The following is an 18,643-nucleotide window of genomic DNA, read 5'->3' as shown; positions in this document are numbered from 1 at the left end:
ATATTTGTCGAATGATGCACATCGATTGAGAATCTTTCAATGGCAATTGTGTGAAAGCGCTGTTTTTGACGTGGTCCGCATGCAACGGAACCGTGTTGTAATCGGTCGATATACACGGGCGTCATCTGACGCGGCACCGCCGTCGGCGGTGATCAATGCGGGGGAGCAGTTATGGGTGAGCGCAGGGCATTGTTGATTCTGCATGGCAAGCAGGCCATGAACGACGAGGTGCGCGCGGCGGTAATGGGCTTGCGCGAGCGCGGCTGGCAGCTCGATGTTCGACTCACCTGGGAGGGGGGCGATGCCCAGCGCCTGGTGCACGAGGCGCTGGCGGCGGGGTACCCGCATCTGGTGGCCGGTGGTGGCGACGGTACCCTGCGCGATGTGGCAGAGGCGCTGGCCCAGGCCCGGGGTGATGCCAGCCTGGCGCTATTGCCGCTGGGTACCGCCAACGATTTCGCACGGGCTGCCGGTGTGCCGCTGGAGCCGGACCAGGCTCTGAACCTGCTGGAGTTGCCGGCGCGGGCGATCGACCTGGGCGAGGTGGGCGGGCAGGTGTTCCTCAACATGGCCACCGGCGGTTTCGGCAGCCAGGTCACGGCCAGCACTTCCGAGGACCTGAAGAAGGTGATCGGTGCCGCGGCCTATCTGTTCACCGGGCTGTCGCGTTTCAGCGAGCTGCGTGCGGCCTCGGTGGAGCTGCAAGGTCCGGATTTTCACTGGCAAGGTCAGTTGCTGGCCCTGGGAATCGGCAACGGCCGCCAGGCCGGCGGCGGGCATGTGCTGTGCCCGCAGGCGCAGGTGGACGACGGGCTGCTCGATATCAGCATCCTGCCGGCGCCGCAGGAGGTGGTCGGCACTTTGCGTGACCTGCTGAGCGAGGGCCTGGGGCTGGACAATCTGTTTGTTCGCGCGCGCCTGCCGTGGGTCGAGATCAAGAGCGCCGAAGGCCTGGACATCAACCTCGATGGCGAGCCGCTGCAAGGCGACAGCTGGCGCTTCAGTGCGCTGCCGGGGGCGCTGCGCGTGCACCTGCCCGCCGAGTCGCCGCTGCTCAGTCGTCCAGGCTGATGATCTGTTCGCGCACGGCGAACAGCACCAGGCCCGCCACGTCGTAGATCTGCAGGCGTTTCATGATCTGCGAGCGGTGGGTCTCGACGGTCTTGATGCTCAGGCCCAGGCCGTTGGCGATTTCACGGGTGGATTTGCCGCGCACGATCAGGCGCAGGATTTCCAGCTGGCGCGCCGTGAGGTTGTGGTTCTCGACGGCCTCGGGCTTGCTGCTCTGGGCGCGGAGTAACGCCTGGTTGATCACGGTATGCGCGATGGCCGGGCTCAGGTAGCGCTCGTCGCTGCGCAGCGCGGCCAGTGCCTGCTCCAGTTCGGTGGCGGTGGTGTCCTTGAGCAGGTAGCCATGGGCGCCGATTTCCAGTGCGCGCATGATCAGCTCGGGGTCGGTGTGCATCGACAGGATCAGCACCTTGCTGCGACAGCCAGCAGCCTTCAGGCGGCCCAGGGCCTCCAGGCCCCCGGTCGAGCGCATCGAGATGTCCAGCAGCACGATATCCGGGTCCAGGCGCTGCACCAGTTCGAGCAACTGGCTACCGTCGTTGGCCTCGCCTACCACAGCGTAGCCGGGTATGTCGGCGACCAGGGCGCGTACGCCGGCGCGAATCAGGGAGTGGTCATCCACCAGCAACAGATTACAGATCATGGGGTTTACTTGTATTGGCGCGTTCACGGGCACGCGGTGGCCAGGGGAACAGTACGTCGATGTGGGTGCCCTGGCCGGGTTGGCTGTTCACGCTCAGCCGGCCATTGAGCAGGTTGACCCGTTCACTCATGCCGGCCATGCCGCGCTGGCCCTCCTCGCCGGGGGTGGCAGCAGGCGTGAAGCCCTGGCCGTCGTCGCTGATCGATAGTGCCAGGCCTTCGGGGGTGCGCTCGATGCGCACGCTCAGGTTGCGTGCCCGGGCGTGTCGCAGAATGTTGGTGACGGCTTCCTGGGTAATGCGAAAGGCAGCGATGGCCATGTCTTCCGGAATGCCACCCAGGCGCTGCCTGCACTCCAGGCTCCAGTGCACGTCGGTGTTTTCCAGGGTGCGCAGCAGGTGCGCGCGCAGGCTCGCTTCAAGCCCCAGGCTGGCCAGTTGGCGTGGGTTGAGGATCGCCGACACATCACGCACATTGGCCAGGGTGTCGTCCAGGGTGCTGCGCAATGTGGCGCAGTGTTCCTGCAGGTCGGCCGGCATGCGCCGTTGCAGCCAGTCTGCCTGCAGCTTGGCGGCTGTCAGCAGTTGGCCGATATCGTCATGCAGTTCGCGGCTCAGACGCTGGCGTTCGCTCTCCTGCACCTCGAGCAGGCGGTGGGCCAGCTCCTGGGGGCGCATGGCGATCGAGCGCGCGGCCTGGCGCAATTGCCAGCCAATTCCGAGCAGGGCGGCCAGCTGCAGTGCCAGCAGGCTGCCGGGCATCGGTGCCGCACGCAGGTACAGGTACAGGTTGGCCGCCGCCGACACCAGGCACAGCAGGGCGCTCAGCCAATGCAGCAGAGAAGCGCCCGGAGGGCCGCGCTTGAGTGTCTTGAGGCTTGAGAGCATAGGGAATGAAGCCACTGAAGTATCGCTGTTGAAAGCCGGTCGAATATCGCCCAACAGGCGTTTGGGGCAACGCCTGGATTTAACTTTGTGCAGTTTTGCCAACACTGGAATCAGACGATTTCAAGTGTGCTGAAAACGCCAAACTTCAGCACCGTGCATTGTCGGTGTGCAATTTGCGTCGGGCATAGTATCACTTCGCTTGGAAATGGTCGCGGGGCGTGAAAGATGTCCGAACTGTCAGTTTTACGGGCTGGTACGGTCGTTCCGGATGGCGCAAAGTCTAGCACTTTGCTATCACTGGTGGCGATACACAACTTGTCCTATATGCGCTGATATTGTTTTTGTATACAGCTGACAGAAACTCGCCGCCCACGCGTAAGTTAATGCTTAGTGTTGTGGGAAAGTGCTTTGAAATGATGTGCGGCGGGGAAATTTCCCACGCCGGTTAGTTGTGCAACTTCATGCGCCCAGGGCGGGTGCAGGGGCGGCGGGTGTGGCGGTCGCCTTGGCCGGTTCTGCGTGCAACTGCCGGAAGGTCTGTTCCAGTTCCTCCAGCAAGGCCAGTTGCTCCTGGGGGTCGAGGTTCAATTGGCCGGTGTGCGGGTCGATCAGTTCAAGCTGCCAGGCCAGCAGGCTCAGGCAGGCTTTCAGCTTGGGCAGTGCAGCGTGAAGGCGCGCGCGGCATTGCTGCGGTTCGAGCACATGACAGAGTTGGCGACAGAAGTCGGCGATCTGCGTCTGGGCCTGCAGGTGGGCACGCTCGGCCAGTGTGCCGAGGGTGTTCAGCAGGCAGTCGCACGCGTCGGTATCGTGGCCGATCAGGTCAAGGTGCGACAGGCACTCCTGAGCGCGGGTCAGCAGTACGTGGGCATCGACCTGAAAGTCGTGTAGGGCGCTGATGTCCGCAGTGGTGTCGGACATCAGTCGTTTCCTGCCAGGCGCAGACTGCGGATGGGGGCTGAAACGCCCTGGAGCCGGTGTTTTGGCAAGACGCTAGCATTGGTTGTGGACAACAAGGCAGTAGCGAGCAAAAGCCTGACTCCATTCATGCAATGAGAATGGCGTCACATTAATGGCTAAAGGATATTGCGAACATCAGGTCTCGCCCGATTGTGGCTAGGGGTTTCCCTGATGGCATTGGCTTGGTGTGATCGCTGATGACCTGCCGCGACTGCAAAACTGTCAGCGCAGTAAACCATGATGCTAAAGTGACATCAATGCCCCCCGCAGCATTTTATTTTGGGGGGTCAAGCCAAGACGAACGCGGCCGATACACGGTTGATAATTCAATTTTTGCGACACGCCTGGGGGTTGTTTAATGGCTGGCATTCTCGACACGGTAGACCAAAGGACGCAGCTGGTAGGCGAGAACCGTCTGGAAATCCTCATGTTTCGCCTGGCCGGGCGCCAACTGTTCGCGATCAACGTGTTCAAGGTGCAGGAAGTGCTGCAGATGCCCAAGTTGACCCTGATGCCGCAACGCCATGCGTATGTGTGCGGCGTGGTCAACCTGCGTGGGCAGACCCTGCCGGTGATCGACCTGTCCCAGGCCATCGGCATGCGCCCACTGGAGCCGGGGCCCAACAGCACCATCATCGTCACCGAGTACAACCGTTCGGTGCAGGCGTTCCTGGTGGGAGGCGTGGACCGTATCGTCAACATGAACTGGGAGGCGATCATGCCGCCGCCCACCAGTGCCGGGCGTCAGCATTACCTGACGGCCATCAGCAAGGTCGACGAGCAACTGGTAGAAATCATCGACGTGGAGAAAGTACTGGCCGAAATCGTGCCGTACAACGCCAAGGTGTCCCGCGACAAGCTGGAAGACCCGGTACTGGCGCAGGCGCGAGGGCGGGAGGTGCTGCTGGTGGACGACTCCACCGTGGCCCTGGCGCAGTTGCGTGAAACCCTGAGCCAGCTGGGGGTGAAGATGCATGTGGCCAGCGATGGCCTCAAGGCACTCAACCTGCTCAAAGGCTGGGCGGATGCCGGTGAGGACGTGTGCTCGAAGTTGCTGATGGTCTTCACCGATGCCGAAATGCCGGAAATGGACGGCTACCGCCTGACCACCGAGATCCGCAACGACCCGCGCCTGCGCAGCCTGTACGTGGTACTGCACACGTCCTTGTCGGGCAGCTTCAACGAGTCGATGGTGAAGAAGGTCGGTTGTGACAACTTTTTGTCCAAGTTCCAGCCCGACAAGCTGGTGGATGTGGTGCGCCAGCGCCTGATGCTGGACGAAGCGACCGTCTGAGCCGGCACCAAGGGCCGGGCAGCGGTTGCCCGGCCTTCGGTGTAAGCTTGCGCCTTTATCATCCGGAGCCGGCCCATGCGTCTGAGCGCGTTGTATCGTTACCCACTCAAGTCGGCCCAGGCGCAAGCCCTGGGCCAGTCGCCGTGCGGCCTGCTGGGCTTGCTGGGTGACCGGCGCTGGATGCTGGTGGAGCAGGACAACGGACGTTTCCTGACCCAGCGCGCCTACCCGCAGATGAGCCAGTTATCGGCGCTGTACGACGCCGATGGCGGTCTGGTGCTCAGTGCCCCGGGTTTTGACCGCTTGCAGGTGGCGGTGCCGCAAGCGGACGCCAATCTGCGTGGGGCGACCATCTGGCGCGACACCCTGCGCGTACCGGATGCAGGCGATGCGGCGGCCGACTGGTTGAGTCGCTTCATCGGCAAGCCGGTGCGCCTGGTGCATGTGCCCGAGCCGCGTACCCGCTATCTGCCGGCCGGCTACGGTGAGAACAGCGACCGTGTGGCCTTCGCCGATGGTTTCCCCTTGCTGCTGATCGGCCAGGCGTCGCTCGACGACCTGGTACAGCGGGTTGGGCGCCCCTTGGAGATGCTGCGCTTTCGGCCCAATCTGGTGGTCGAGGGCAGTGCGGCATATGCCGAGGATGGCTGGAAGCGCATTCGCATTGGCCAGCAGACCTTTCGGGTGCTTTCCCCGTGCACGCGCTGCATCCTCACCACCCTCGACCCGCAGACCGGCGAGCGCAGCCCCGATCGCGAACCCTTGACCACGCTCAAGACCTATCGGCAGAAGGAGGGGGATGTGCTGTTCGGCCAGAACCTGGTGGCCGACGGCGAGGGCATGCTGGAGGTGGGCATGGCGGTCGAGGTGCTGGAATAGCGACGGGCCGCTTCGCCAGCAAGGCTGGCCCCTGCACACGCACCGTCGCCTCCACAAGGTTGCGCTTCGACGTTGCCGGCGAAGCGCTGATCACCGCTTACTGATCGTCGAAAAACCGCTCGTGCCAATCCACCAGTGGCTGCGGTGAATTGAGTTTCTGCCCGTAGATCACCGAATACGACAGCACGTTCTGCACGTACTGGCGGGTCTCGTCGAACGGAATCGACTCCACCCATACGTCGAAGCTCAGGTGATCGGCGCCGCGCAGCCACTGGCGCACGCGTCCGGGGCCGGCGTTGTAGGCGGCCGAGGCCAGCACCCGGTTGCCGTTGAACTGGCCGTGCACCTGGCTCAGGTAGGCGGCGCCCAGCTGGATGTTCTTGTCCGGGTTCAGTACCTGCGCCGGCGAAGCCAGCGGGATGTTGAACTTGCGCGCCGTCTCCTTGGCGGTGGCCGGCATCAGCTGCATCAGGCCGCTGGCACCCACGTGGGAACGGGCATCGTCCATGAAGGCGCTTTCCTGGCGGGTGATCGCGAATACCCAGCTCGAGTGCAGGCCGCGTACCTTGGCTTCGCGTACCAGGGTGTCGCGGTGGGCCATCGGGAAGCGGATATCCAGGTCGTCCCAGTACTGGGCCTGGCTGATGGTGCGGATGGCCGGGAAGTACCAGCGCATTTCATAGGCCAGGCGCGCCTGGGCGACCATCTCGTCGCGGCTGAAATGACGGCTGACGTGGTACCACTCGCGGCGCCCGTCAACGATCTGGCCGCGGGCATGGAATTCCAGCGCGCGCCGCACGCCGGGCGTGTTGCGTACCTTGTTGATCAGTTGCTGGCTGAGTACCAGCGGCTTGTTGTTGAGCTGGTAGGGGGTCTGTGCACGATCGGCGGCCAGGAACCCGTAGAAGTCGCGTTCTCGCGCTACCGTCTTGTACAGCAGTGGAATCTGCGGGTTCTTTGGCTGCGCCAGCTCCAGGCTGCGCGCCTGCCAGTAGCGCCAGCGGTTGGTGGTGGCCAGGTCCTGGGGCAGGCGTTTGGTCAGCTCGTAGGCATCTTCCCAGCGGCCCAGGCGCAGCAGCAGGCGCAGGCGCCATTCGGTCACGGTGTTGTCGCGCAGCTCGGGGTCGTACTGGGTCATCAGGCCCAGGGCGCGGGGGTCGTAGCGCCGTGCCAGGGTAAGGCCGATTTCGCGGGCGATCGCCACCTTCTCGTCGCGGGAGAAATGCATGCGATTGGCGTAGTCGTCGAGCAGCGCCATGGCCCGCTCCGGGTCCTGGCGCGCCAGGCGGCGCAGGCCCAGGCTGACCACGTCGGACATCGCTTCGTTGACCGGGGTGAAGCGCCCGGGGTTGTTGAGCAGTTCGGGCTTCTGCGCCACATCCACCAGCAGACGGCCTTGCGGGCCCAGGGTGTTCAGGCCTTTGATCAGGGTGTTGGCCAGGGCGTAGTTGCGCGCCTGGGCCGCGAGTTTGATGCGCTCCCAGCGCTTCTGTTCGGTCAGCTGGCCCTCGGCGGCCCAGCGGTCGAACAGCACGTCACAGGCCGCCGGCTGCGACTTGCCCACCAGCCACAGCTTGTCGGCGGTGGCGTAGCCCTCGGCGCGCAGGTTGTGGCTGAGCTGATACTGGCCGTTGAGGCAGTCGAGCTCGGTGAAGTTCAGCTTGGGGTCGTAGTACTTGACGAAGGGTTGCCAGTCGCCGCGCTCTGCCAGCCAGCGCAACCAGCGCAGTTTCATCCAGTTGGCCTGGGGCAGGTCGCCATGCTCGGCAAGAAACTTCTCGATCTCGGCGTTGCTGGCGCTCTTGAGGCGCGCCGTCAGTTCGTCGTAGGCCAGGTAGGGCTCCAGCGGATAATCACGCAGGGCCTGTTCGTAACGGCGGTAAGGGCCGCTGTCGCCCTTGGCCAGGGCACGCTTGGCTTCATCGTAGTACTGGCGTTGCTGGGTGAGATCGGCGGCCTGGACGGTGCTGGCCGCGGTGGCGGAAAAAAGCAGACAGGATACGAGGCTGAGCAGGCTGCGGCGCATGATACTTCCGGACAGTTTGACCAAAACGAGTGTCGGCGGCGCCAGCACTGGTGGGATTACGTGCTTAAGCTTAGCCGTTTGCCGGGGGCGGAAGAAAGCATTGTGCTTGTATCGGCATGTAATGCAGGACTGCGGTCGGCACGCCGGTCGCGCTTAATGTGAAGCAGGCGCAACTCAGGTAGAATGCGCCCCCGGTTTTTGGAGAAGATCATGACCCTGCTCAAATTAAGCGATGTGTCCCTTGCGTTCGGCGCCATGCCGTTGCTGGACAAGGTGTCCTGGCAGATCGCCCGTGGTGAGCGGGTCTGCATCATCGGCCGCAACGGCACGGGCAAGTCGAGCATGCTGCGCCTGGTCAAGGGCGACCAGAAGCCCGACGAAGGCGATGTGTGGCGTGCCCCGGGCCTGAAGATCGGCGAGCTGCCGCAGGAACTGCCGGTGGCCGACGGGCGCACCGTGTTCGATGTGGTTGCCGAAGGCCTGGACGGTGTCGGTGCATTGCTCGCCGAGTATCACCACCTGAGCCAGAACATTCACACCGACGCCGACCTGGAAAAGCTCATGCACGTGCAGAGCGACCTGGAGGCGCGCGATGGCTGGCGCTTGCAGCAACTGGTCGACAGCACCCTGAGCCGCCTGCAACTGCCGGCCGACAAGACCCTGGCCGAGCTGTCCGGTGGATGGCGTCGGCGTGTGCTGCTGGCCCAGGCGCTGGTGTCCGAGCCCGACCTGCTGCTGCTCGACGAACCGACCAACCACTTGGACATCGGCGCCATCGCCTGGCTTGAAGATGCCCTGAGCGGCTTTGGCGGTGCCGTGCTGTTCATTACCCACGACCGTTCCTTCCTGCAGAACCTGGCCACGCGCATCCTCGAACTGGACCGTGGCGGGTTGATCGACTGGAACGGCGACTACGCCAGCTTCCTGGTGCACAAGGAAGCTGCGCTGGCTGCCGAAGAGACTGCCAACGCGCTGTTCGACAAGAAACTGGCCCAGGAAGAGGTGTGGATCCGCCAGGGCATCAAGGCCCGGCGTACCCGCAACGAAGGCCGCGTGCGCGCCCTCAAGGCACTGCGTGTGGAACGCAGCGAGCGTCGCGAGCGCCAGGGCAAGGCCAACATCCTGCTCGACGTGGCGGAAAAGTCCGGCAAGCAGGTGATGGTGCTGGAAAACGTCAGCTTCGCCCACCCCGATGGCCCTTACCTGGTCAAGGATTTCTCGATGGTCCTGCAGCGCGAGGACCGTATCGGCCTGCTGGGTGCCAACGGTACCGGCAAGACCACGCTGCTCAAGCTGATGCTGGGCGACCTGGAGCCAAGCTCGGGCAAGGTGGAGTCGGGCACGCGTCTCGAAGTGGCCTACTTCGACCAGTTGCGCCATCAGCTTGACCTGGAAAAGACCGTGATCGAGAACATGGCCGAAGGCCGTGACTTCATCGAGATCGATGGGCAGAACCGTCACGTACTGAGCTACCTGGGCGACTTCCTGTTCAGCCCCCAGCGTGCACGCACGCCGGTCAAGGCGTTGTCCGGTGGCGAGCGTGCGCGCCTGCTGCTGGCCAAGCTGTTCAGCAAGCCGGCCAACCTGCTGGTGCTCGACGAGCCGACCAACGACCTGGACGTGGAAACCCTGGAGCTGCTCGAAGAGGTGCTGGCGGGTTTCAAGGGCACCGTGCTGATGGTCAGTCACGACCGGGCGTTCCTCGACAACGTGGTCACCAGCACCCTGGTGTTCGAAGGCGAGGGCAAGGTGCGTGAGTACGTGGGCGGCTATCAGGACTGGATTCGACAGGGCGGTTCGCCCAAGCTGCTCGGCGTGACCGAAAGCAAGTCGGGCAAGTCCGAGCTCAACAGTGCGGTGGTCGAGGCCGTTGCACCCGAGCCTGCGGCAGCACCGGTGGTCAATGAAGGCAAGAAGAAGCTCAGCTACAAGCTGCAGCGCGAGCTGGAGGCGCTGCCGGGGCAGATCGATGCCCTGGAGCAGAAGATGGCTGCGGTGCAGGCGGAGATTTCCGATGCAGGCTTCTATCAGCGGCCAATCGACCAGACCACCGCCGTGCTGGCCAGCCTCGAGAAGCTGCAGGGCGAGCTGGACACACTGGTGGAGCGTTGGGCCGAGCTCGACAGCTGATATGAAGAAGGCCCGCTGTGTCCAACAGCGGGCCTTCTGGTATCAGTCGGCCTTCTTCTGCAGGCGTACCGCCAGCACATCGCACGGTGCGCCGTGCAGCACGTCATTGGCGGTGGAGCCCAGCAGCAGCGCCAGGCCGTGGCGGCCATGGCTGCCGACCACGATCAGGTCGCACTTCTGGTCCTTGGCCAACTGGTGAATCTCCTGGCGAGGCTGGCCGTAGGTCAGGTGGGAATCGCCGCGGTTGATCTCCGGATACTTGTTGAACAGGCGGTCCATGCGCTCCTTGGCCTGGTCGAACTGTTGCTGCTGCAGTTGCGACAGGTCCATCGGCACGTCGCCGCCGAAGGCCATGGCCATGGGCTCGACGATATGTACCAGGGAAACCTTGGTGCCGTTGGGCGTGGCCAGCTCGCGAGCGCGCTTGATCACCGGGTCGCATTCTTCGGTCAGGTCGACGGCGACCAGAATGTGTTCGTAGGGCATGAGGGCTCTCCTGACAATCGCGATAGTTAAAGTATGGTCGGTTTCAGGCTGATCGCATCGATGTCGGCTAACCAGCTCATTTGCAAAGTCTTTATAGGAATAACAGATATGACGTTCTGGGTAGTAGTGTCAATCCTTGCGCTGATGCTCAGCCCCATGGTCTGGCTGTTGCCCTCGCGTCGCACCAGCGGGCGCATGGCCCTGCGCCTGGAGGCGCGGCGCATGGGGCTGGCCATGCAGCTCACCCCGCAGACCTGGCCGCACTGGCTGCCCGAAGAGCCGCCGCACACCTGCGCGCAGTATCATTGTGCGCGCCGTCGCGGGCACGCCGACAGCTGGAGCTACTGGCAGGTGACACCAGGGGTGTGGCTCAACCAGTGGCGCGAGCCCTGCGAGGATGCGCGCGTGCTCGAGCACCTGTCGCGCCTGCCGGCGAGTGTCTACAAGGTCGAGGCCAACCCGCAGATGATCGCGTTGTGCTGGGGAGAGAAGGGGGATGCCGCAGCGTTGCAGGACATTTCCCGGTTGCTCAAGGCGCTGGCGTGACCCGTGAGTCGTGTGATTGAACGCCAGCGCCAGCCCCATGGCGGGGCCGGCAACTGAATAAAAAAGGCCAGGCAGGCCGGAAACTTCTTCGATGCCCTCAGTGTAGCTGCGCTTTATCCCTTCGCTGCTTCTCTCATGCGTATCCATGGCCGATCACCTGCATGAATGATGGCCAATCACCTACAGGCTGAACCCGCACCCCTTCGCTCAAAATGACCGTAAAGTCGCGTTTTGCTCGTGCTTTTGGGTATTTGACAACGGCAGGCTTTTCGGTGAATGTGTCCGTACCCAAATCAAACGGGCGTATGAATTGAGCGTTTGTATGTCACATGACGCTCGCAGAATCCCGACTATCGCGCTGACGGGTGTGCCTGGTGCCGAATTTCGTGCCAGCGTTCGGCGTGTACAGTTCAGCTTCCATATCGTGGAGATCAGTTGATGATTTACGAAGGTAAAGCCATCACGGTTAAGGCTCTTGAAAGCGGCATCGTCGAACTGAAGTTCGACCTCAAGGGTGAGTCCGTCAACAAGTTCAACCGTCTTACCCTGAATGAGTTGCGTCAGGCCGTAGACACCATCAAGGCAGATGCGTCGATCAAAGGTGTGATCGTCAGCAGCGGCAAGGACGTGTTCATTGTCGGCGCCGACATCACCGAATTCGTCGACAACTTCAAGCTGCCGGATGCGGAGCTGGTTGCAGGCAACCTCGAAGCCAACAGAATCTTCAGCGATTTCGAAGATCTCGATGTACCGACCGTTGCCGCCATTAACGGCATCGCGCTGGGCGGCGGCCTGGAAATGTGCCTGGCGGCCGACTTCCGCGTCATGTCGACCAAGGCCAAGATCGGCCTGCCTGAAGTCAAGCTGGGCATCTACCCGGGCTTCGGCGGTACCGTACGCCTGCCGCGCCTGATCGGCGCCGACAATGCCATCGAATGGATTGCCGCCGGCAAGGAGAACCGCCCTGAAGACGCACTGAAAGTCGGTGCCGTCGATGCAGTGGTGGTCCCGGAGAAACTTCAGGAAGCTGCCCTGGAACTGATCAAGCGCGCCATCAGCGGCGAGCTCGACCACAAGGCCAAGCGCCAGCCGAAGCTGGAAAAGCTCAAGCTCAACGCCATCGAGCAGATGATGGCCTTCGAGACCGCCAAGGGTTTCGTGGCAGGTCAGGCAGGCCCGAACTATCCGGCGCCGGTCGAAGCCATCAAGACCATTCAGAAAGCCGCCAACTTCGGGCGTGACAAAGCGCTGGAAGTCGAAGCCGCCGGCTTCGTCAAACTGGCCAAGACCTCGGCAGCCCAGAGCCTGATCGGCCTGTTCCTGAACGATCAGGAACTGAAGAAAAAGGCCAAGGCCTACGACGAGATCGCCCAGGACGTGAAGCAGGCCGCCGTACTCGGTGCCGGCATCATGGGTGGCGGCATCGCCTATCAGTCGGCCTCCAAAGGCACGCCGATCCTGATGAAGGACATCAACGAGCACGGTATCGAGCAGGGCCTGGCCGAAGCCGCCAAGCTGCTGGTCAGCCGCGTCGACAAGGGCCGCATGACCGCCGCGAAAATGGCTGAAGTGCTCAACGGCATCCGTCCGACCCTGTCCTACGGCGACTTCGGTCACGTGGACCTGGTGGTGGAAGCCGTGGTCGAAAACCCCAAGGTCAAGCAGGCCGTGCTGGCCGAGGTCGAAGACCAGGTCAAGGCGGACACCATCCTGGCTTCCAACACCTCGACCATTTCCATCAGCCTGCTGGCCAAGGCCCTCAAGCGTCCGGAAAACTTCGTCGGCATGCACTTCTTCAACCCGGTGCACATGATGCCGCTGGTGGAAGTGATCCGTGGCGAGAAGTCCAGCGAACTGGCGGTGGCCACTACCGTTGCCTACGCCAAGAAGATGGGCAAGAACCCGATCGTGGTCAACGACTGCCCGGGCTTTCTGGTCAACCGCGTGCTGTTCCCGTACTTCGGCGGTTTCGCCAAGCTGGTGAGCGCCGGTGTGGACTTCGTGCGCATCGACAAGATCATGGAAAAATTCGGCTGGCCGATGGGCCCGGCGTACCTGATGGACGTGGTCGGCATCGACACCGGCCACCACGGCCGCGACGTGATGGCCGAGGGCTTCCCGGACCGCATGAAGGATGACCGTCGTTCGGCCATCGACGTGCTCTACGAAGCCAAGCGCCTGGGCCAGAAGAACGGCAAGGGTTTCTATGCCTACGAGGCCGACAAGCGCGGCAAGCAGAAGAAGGTTGCCGACCCGTCGGTGCTCGAAGTGCTCAAGCCGATCGTCTACGAGCAGCGTGAAGTCAGCGACGAGGACATCATCAACTGGATGATGATCCCGCTGTGCCTGGAGACCGTGCGCTGCCTGGAAGACGGCATCGTCGAGACGGCGGCCGAGGCCGACATGGGCCTGGTCTACGGCATCGGTTTCCCTCCGTTCCGTGGCGGTGCACTGCGCTACATCGATTCGATCGGTGTGGCCGCGTTCGTTGCCCTGGCTGACCAGTACGCCGACCTGGGCGCGCTGTACCACCCCACCGAGAAGCTGCGCGAGATGGCCAAGAACGGCCAGAGCTTCTTCGGTTAAGCGCCCAACGACTAGAGCGAGAATATTGTATGAGCTTGAATCCAAGAGACGTCGTGATCGTCGACTTCGGTCGTACGCCGATGGGCCGCTCCAAGGGCGGCATGCACCGCAACACCCGCGCCGAAGACATGTCGGCGCACCTGATCAGCAAGCTGCTGGAGCGCAACGTCAAGGTCGACCCGAGTGAAGTCGAGGACGTGATCTGGGGCTGCGTGAACCAGACCCTGGAGCAGGGCTGGAACATCGCGCGCATGGCTTCGCTGATGACCCAGATCCCGCACACTGCGGCCGGCCAGACTGTCAGCCGCCTGTGCGGTTCGTCGATGAGCGCGCTGCATACGGCTGCCCAGGCGATCATGACCGGCAACGGCGATGTGTTCGTGGTCGGCGGTGTCGAGCACATGGGCCACGTGAGCATGATGCACGGCGTGGACCCCAACCCGCACATGTCGCTATATGCGGCCAAGGCTTCGGGCATGATGGGCCTGACCGCCGAGATGCTGGGCAAGATGCATGGCATCAGCCGTGAGCAGCAGGACGCCTTCGGTCTGCGTTCGCACCAGCTCGCCCACAAGGCGACGGTCGAAGGCAAGTTCAAGGACGAAATCATCCCGATGCAGGGCTATGACGAGAATGGCTTCCTCAAGGTCTTCGACTACGACGAAACCATTCGCCCGGACACCACCCTGGAAAGCCTGGCGGCGTTGAAGCCGGCGTTCAACCCCAAGGGCGGCACCGTGACAGCGGGTACCTCCTCGCAGATCACCGACGGCGCCTCGTGCATGATCGTGATGTCGGCCCAGCGTGCCCAGGACCTGGGCATCCAGCCGCTGGCGGTGATCCGCTCGATGGCGGTGGCCGGCGTGGACCCTGCGATCATGGGCTACGGCCCGGTGCCGGCAACCCAGAAAGCCCTCAAGCGTGCGGGCCTGAGCATTGCCGATATCGACTTCTTCGAGCTCAACGAAGCCTTCGCTGCACAGGCCCTGCCAGTGCTCAAGGATCTGAAAGTGCTCGACAAGATGGATGAGAAGGTTAACCTGCACGGCGGCGCAATCGCCCTGGGTCACCCTTTCGGTTGCTCCGGTGCGCGGATTTCCGGCACTCTGCTCAATGTCATGAAGCAGAATGGCGGTACCCTGGGTGTTTCGACAATGTGCGTCGGCCTTGGTCAGGGGATCACCACCGTCTTCGAACGCATCTAAGCGTTTCGTTGTCGGAAGCCGGGGCCTGGTGCCCCGGTTTTTTGCTTTTTGCAGATTTTTTTTCAAGAGGGTTGGCAGCATGCAGATACAACCAGGCGTATACCGGCATTACAAAGGGCCTGAGTATCGTGTATTCGGTGCCGCGCGCCATTCCGAGACCGAGGAGTGGGTGGTGTTCTACCAGGCCCTGTACGGCGATTTCGGCCTGTGGGTACGCCCGCTTTCGATGTTCACCGAGTCGGTCGAGGTTGACGGCGAGCACGTGCCGCGCTTTGCTTTGGTCGAGGCCGAACCCGAGCGGTTTTCGCGTGCCGATGCGCAAGCGGGCTAACCTTCGGCGCTTGACCTCACTCTGTTGCCACTATATATAGCGGTGCCACGTCAGGTACCTGCCGTGTTTTTATTTTCGTTATTCAGGAATTTTCCGATCCATGGGCAAATCGCTGGTCATTGTGGAATCCCCGGCTAAGGCCAAGACCATCAACAAGTACCTGGGCAACCAGTACGTGGTGAAGTCGAGTATCGGCCATATCCGAGACCTGCCCACCAGCGGTTCCGCCAGCAAGGAGCCTGCTGCCAAGCGCGGCAAGGCTGCTGCCGGCGAGGCACCCGCGCTGTCGCCGAAAGAAAAGGCGCGCAAGCAACTGGTGGCGCGCATGGGCGTCGACCCGGACCACGGCTGGAAGGCCAAGTACGAGATCCTTCCGGGCAAGGAAAAGGTCATCGAGGAGTTGCGCCGCCTGGCCAAGGATGCCGACACCATCTATCTCGCAACCGACTTGGATCGCGAGGGGGAAGCCATTGCCTGGCACCTGCGCGAAGCCATCGGTGGGGATGACAGCCGCTACAAGCGCGTGGTGTTCAACGAAATCACCAAGAAGGCCATCCAGGAGGCCTTCTCCCAGCCGGGCGAGCTGGACATCGACCGTGTCAATGCACAGCAGGCGCGTCGCTTCCTCGACCGCGTGGTGGGCTACATGGTCTCGCCACTGCTGTGGCAGAAGATCGCCCGTGGCCTGTCGGCCGGCCGGGTGCAGTCGGTGGCCGTGAAGCTGGTGGTGGAGCGCGAGCGCGAGATTCGCGCATTCATCCCCGAAGAGTACTGGGAAGTGCACGCCGACCTGGGTACTGCCAAGGACGCCAAGGTGCGCTTCGAGGTGGCTCGCCAGAACGGCGAGGCCTTCAAGCCGCTCAACGAAGCCCAGGCCATGGCCGCGCTGGAGAAGCTCAAGGCTTCCAGCTACACCATTGCCAAGCGTGAAGACCGCCCGACCAGCAGCAAGCCCTCGGCGCCGTTCATCACCTCGACCCTGCAGCAGGCGGCGAGCAATCGCCTCGGCTTCGGCGTGAAGAAGACCATGATGATGGCCCAGCGTCTGTACGAAGCCGGCTACATCACCTACATGCGTACCGACTCGACCAACCTGTCGGTCGATGCGGTGGAAATGGCGCGCAGCTACATCGAAAGCGAGTTCGGCAAGAAGTACCTGCCAGAAGCGCCGATCGTCTACGGCAGCAAGGAAGGCGCACAGGAAGCGCACGAAGCGATCCGACCTTCGGACGTGGCCACGCACCCGACCAAGCTCAGCGGCATGGAGCGTGATGCCGAGCGCCTGTACGAGCTGATCTGGCGCCAGTTCCTGGCCTGCCAGATGCCGCCGGCGCAGTACCTGTCGACCACCGTCAGCGTCACGGCGGGCGAGTTCGAGTTGCGTGCCAAGGGCCGTATCCTCAAGTTCGACGGTTACACCCGTGTGTTGCCGCAGCAGAGCAAGCCGGGCGATGACGATGTACTGCCGGAAATGAACCAGGGCGAAGTGCTCAAGCTCATCAAGCTCGACCCGAGCCAGCACTTCACCAAGCCGCCGGCACGTTTCTCGGAAGCGAGCCTGGTCAAGGAAATGGAAAAACGCGGTATCGGTCGTCCATCCACCTACGCGGCGATCATCTCCACCATCCAGGACCGTGGCTATGTGACCCTGCACAACCGCCGCTTCTACTCCGAGAAGATGGGCGACATCGTGACCGAGCGTCTGTCCGAGAGCTTTTCCAACCTGATGGACTACGGCTTCACCGCCGGCATGGAAGAGAACCTCGACGATGTGGCCCAGGGCGAGCGCGACTGGAAAAACGTGCTGGACGAGTTCTATGGCGACTTCAGCAAGAAGCTGCAACTGGCTGAAGATGCCGAAAAGGGCATGCGTGCCAACCAGCCGACCCCGACCAACATTGCCTGCAAGGAATGCGGCAGGCACATGATGATCCGCACAGCCTCCACGGGTGTGTTCCTCGGTTGCTCGGGCTACAGCCTGCCGCCCAAAGAGCGTTGCAAGGCCACCGTGAACCTGGTGCCAGGTGACGAGATTGCCGCCGACGACGAGGGCGAGTCCGAGTCGCGCGTGCTGTTGGGCAAGCACCGCTGCCCGATCTGCGCCACGGCGATGGACGCCTATCTGCTCGACGAAAAACACAAGCTGCACATCTGCGGCAACAACCCCGATTGCACGGGTTACGAGATCGAGGAAGGCAGCTACCGCATCAAGGGCTACGAGGGTCCGAGCCTTGAGTGTGACAAGTGCGGCAGCGAGATGCAGCTCAAGACCGGTCGTTTCGGCAAGTTCTTCGGCTGTACCAACCCGGAGTGCAAGAACACCCGCAAGCTGCTCAAGAGCGGCGAGGCGGCGCCGCCGAAGATGGACGCGGTGAAGATGCCGGAGCTCAAGTGCGAGAAGGTCAACGACACCTATGTGTTGCGTGACGGGGCTTCGGGCCTGTTCCTGGCCGCCAGCCAGTTCCCGAAGAACCGCGAGACCCGCGCACCCCTGGTGATGGAGATCGTGCCGCACAAGGACGAGATCGATCCGAAGTATCACTTCCTCTGTGAAGCGCCGAAGAAGGACCCGGACGGTCGCCCTACGGTGATCCGCTACAGCCGCAAGACCAAGGAGCAGTATGTGCAGACCGAGGTCGACGGCAAGCCGACCGGCTGGCGAGCGTTCTATGACGGCAAGGCGTGGAAGGTGGAAGACAAGCGCTAAGCGATAGAATCGGCTACAAGAGGCTGCATCTGGTGATCCTGGACGCAGCCTTTTTTTTAGTCAGGTCAGCGAACGGTTGTGAGGTTTGATCGGGACGTTTCTCCGCCAGGGCTGTACACCATCGAGCAGAGGCAAGCAGATGAGTCAGGAAATGTTGGAAGCAGGGCCGCAGTCGGCCAGAATCCTGTCGGTGTTCGATTTCGATGGCACGCTGACCCGCCGTGACAGCTTTGTACCTTTTTTGAGGTTCGCTTTCGGCAACGGCTTTTTTGCTCGCCGCATGCTGCGGATGATCTGGCCAAGCCTGCGCTATATGGGGCGGCGGATCAGCCGCGATGAACTCAAGGCCCAGTTGATCCAGACGTTTCTTGCGGGTGTGAAAGAGCAATGGGTCGCGCAGAGGGCGGTGGCGTTCAAGTCGCAGGCGTGGGCCCGGCTGATGCGCCCGCAGGGCGTGATTTCGGTGAAACAGGAACTGGCCTCTGGTGCCGAGGTGACGATCTGTTCGGCATCGCCGGCGCTAGTGCTCAAGCCCTTTGCCGAACAGTTGGGCATCAAGCTGATCGGCACCGAGCTGGAGGTGATCGATGGCGTGCTGACCGGCAGGATCAGTGGCGACAATTGCCGCTGCGAAGCCAAGGTTCTGCGCCTGGAGGCGGTTTACGGGGTGCTGACGCAGTACCGCATGCGCGCCTGGGGCGACACGCGGGGCGACCATGAGCTGCTGGCCGCGGCTCAGGACGCACACTGGCGGCACTTTCATCCCGCGTGGCAGCGTGGCCGCCTGCGCATCGAAAAGATCTACGGCCCGGTCACCCCGGCCACGCCGAAAGACTCGGCTGCAACCACGGTTGGCGGTTTGCCGCGCAACGATGACCGCAAGGGCGGTTGAG

At 62.7% G+C, this 18,643-nt stretch carries 15 protein-coding genes; 10 read left to right on the top strand and 5 right to left on the bottom strand.

All coding sequences use genetic code 11. The features are described from left to right. Positions 1–171: 171 nt before the first annotated feature. On the top strand, positions 172–1,071 hold the full coding sequence (yegS, locus tag CR917_RS18435) for a lipid kinase YegS (protein WP_043864580.1): 900 nt from the start codon (positions 172–174) through the stop codon (positions 1,069–1,071). Here the strand turns inward: yegS and CR917_RS18430 are convergent. The 3 genes from CR917_RS18430 to CR917_RS18420 form a co-directional block, all read right to left on the bottom strand. Next, positions 1,055–1,714 (bottom strand): response regulator transcription factor, encoded by a 660-nt coding sequence (locus CR917_RS18430; RefSeq protein ID WP_043864579.1) that lies wholly within the window; start codon positions 1,712–1,714, stop codon positions 1,055–1,057. The two genes, yegS and CR917_RS18430, sit on opposite strands and share 17 nt — an antisense overlap. Beyond that, entirely contained in the window at positions 1,704–2,600 is an 897-nt protein-coding gene (locus CR917_RS18425) for a sensor histidine kinase (RefSeq protein ID WP_104572768.1), read from the bottom strand. The genes CR917_RS18430 and CR917_RS18425 overlap by 11 nt, the downstream gene beginning before the upstream one ends. A gap of 459 nt (positions 2,601–3,059) precedes the next feature. Beyond that, on the bottom strand, positions 3,060–3,521 hold the full coding sequence (locus tag CR917_RS18420) for a hypothetical protein (RefSeq protein WP_043864577.1): 462 nt from the start codon (positions 3,519–3,521) through the stop codon (positions 3,060–3,062). Between the two features lie 397 nt (positions 3,522–3,918). Between CR917_RS18420 and CR917_RS18415 the strand changes: the two genes are divergently transcribed. Continuing rightward, on the top strand, positions 3,919–4,854 hold the full coding sequence (locus CR917_RS18415; RefSeq protein ID WP_043864576.1) for a chemotaxis protein CheV: 936 nt from the start codon (positions 3,919–3,921) through the stop codon (positions 4,852–4,854). 75 nt (positions 4,855–4,929) lie between these two features. Further along, a complete protein-coding gene (locus CR917_RS18410; protein WP_104572767.1) occupies positions 4,930–5,733 on the top strand; it encodes an MOSC domain-containing protein in 804 nt (267 codons plus the stop codon). Positions 5,734–5,830: 97 nt separating this feature from the next. On the opposite strand, the gene CR917_RS18405 is transcribed toward CR917_RS18410, so the two are convergent. Next, the gene (locus CR917_RS18405; protein ID WP_043864574.1) at positions 5,831–7,759 is read right to left on the bottom strand and encodes a transglycosylase SLT domain-containing protein; all 1,929 of its coding nucleotides are present in this window, start codon (positions 7,757–7,759) and stop codon (positions 5,831–5,833) included. A gap of 210 nt (positions 7,760–7,969) precedes the next feature. Between CR917_RS18405 and CR917_RS18400 the strand changes: the two genes are divergently transcribed. Continuing rightward, positions 7,970–9,889, top strand: coding sequence for an ATP-binding cassette domain-containing protein (locus tag CR917_RS18400; RefSeq protein ID WP_043864573.1), 1,920 nt, complete (start codon positions 7,970–7,972; stop codon positions 9,887–9,889). Positions 9,890–9,931: 42 nt separating this feature from the next. Here the strand turns inward: CR917_RS18400 and CR917_RS18395 are convergent, their stop codons facing one another. Beyond that, the gene (locus tag CR917_RS18395; RefSeq protein WP_043864572.1) at positions 9,932–10,375 is read right to left on the bottom strand and encodes a universal stress protein; all 444 of its coding nucleotides are present in this window, start codon (positions 10,373–10,375) and stop codon (positions 9,932–9,934) included. Positions 10,376–10,483: 108 nt separating this feature from the next. Here CR917_RS18395 and CR917_RS18390 point away from each other — a divergent pair, with 108 nt between their 5' ends. The 6 genes from CR917_RS18390 (at position 10,484) to CR917_RS18365 (ending at position 18,642) form a co-directional block, all read left to right on the top strand. Beyond that, a complete protein-coding gene (locus tag CR917_RS18390) occupies positions 10,484–10,921 on the top strand; it encodes a hypothetical protein (protein WP_104572766.1) in 438 nt (145 codons plus the stop codon). 438 nt (positions 10,922–11,359) lie between these two features. Then, complete coding sequence (gene fadB, locus CR917_RS18385) at positions 11,360–13,507, top strand: fatty acid oxidation complex subunit alpha FadB (RefSeq protein WP_043864570.1); 2,148 nt, start codon at positions 11,360–11,362, stop codon at positions 13,505–13,507. Between the two features lie 29 nt (positions 13,508–13,536). Next, complete coding sequence (gene fadA / locus CR917_RS18380) at positions 13,537–14,712, top strand: acetyl-CoA C-acyltransferase FadA (protein WP_043864569.1); 1,176 nt, start codon at positions 13,537–13,539, stop codon at positions 14,710–14,712. A 79-nt stretch (positions 14,713–14,791) separates the two neighbouring features. Then, on the top strand, positions 14,792–15,043 hold the full coding sequence (locus CR917_RS18375) for a DUF1653 domain-containing protein (protein WP_104572765.1): 252 nt from the start codon (positions 14,792–14,794) through the stop codon (positions 15,041–15,043). 100 nt (positions 15,044–15,143) lie between these two features. After that, positions 15,144–17,750, top strand: a complete 2,607-nt coding sequence (gene topA, locus CR917_RS18370) for a type I DNA topoisomerase (protein WP_043864567.1) — start codon at positions 15,144–15,146, stop codon at positions 17,748–17,750. Between the two features lie 139 nt (positions 17,751–17,889). After that, the gene (locus CR917_RS18365) at positions 17,890–18,642 is read left to right on the top strand and encodes an HAD-IB family hydrolase (RefSeq protein ID WP_100633164.1); all 753 of its coding nucleotides are present in this window, start codon (positions 17,890–17,892) and stop codon (positions 18,640–18,642) included. The last annotated feature ends 1 nt before the right edge of the window (position 18,643 follow it).

The organism is Pseudomonas sp. BRM28 (assembly GCF_002939405.1).
Taxonomy (GTDB): Bacteria; Pseudomonadota; Gammaproteobacteria; order Pseudomonadales; family Pseudomonadaceae; genus Aquipseudomonas; species Aquipseudomonas palmensis.
This window is presented reverse-complemented; position numbering and strand designations above follow the sequence as displayed.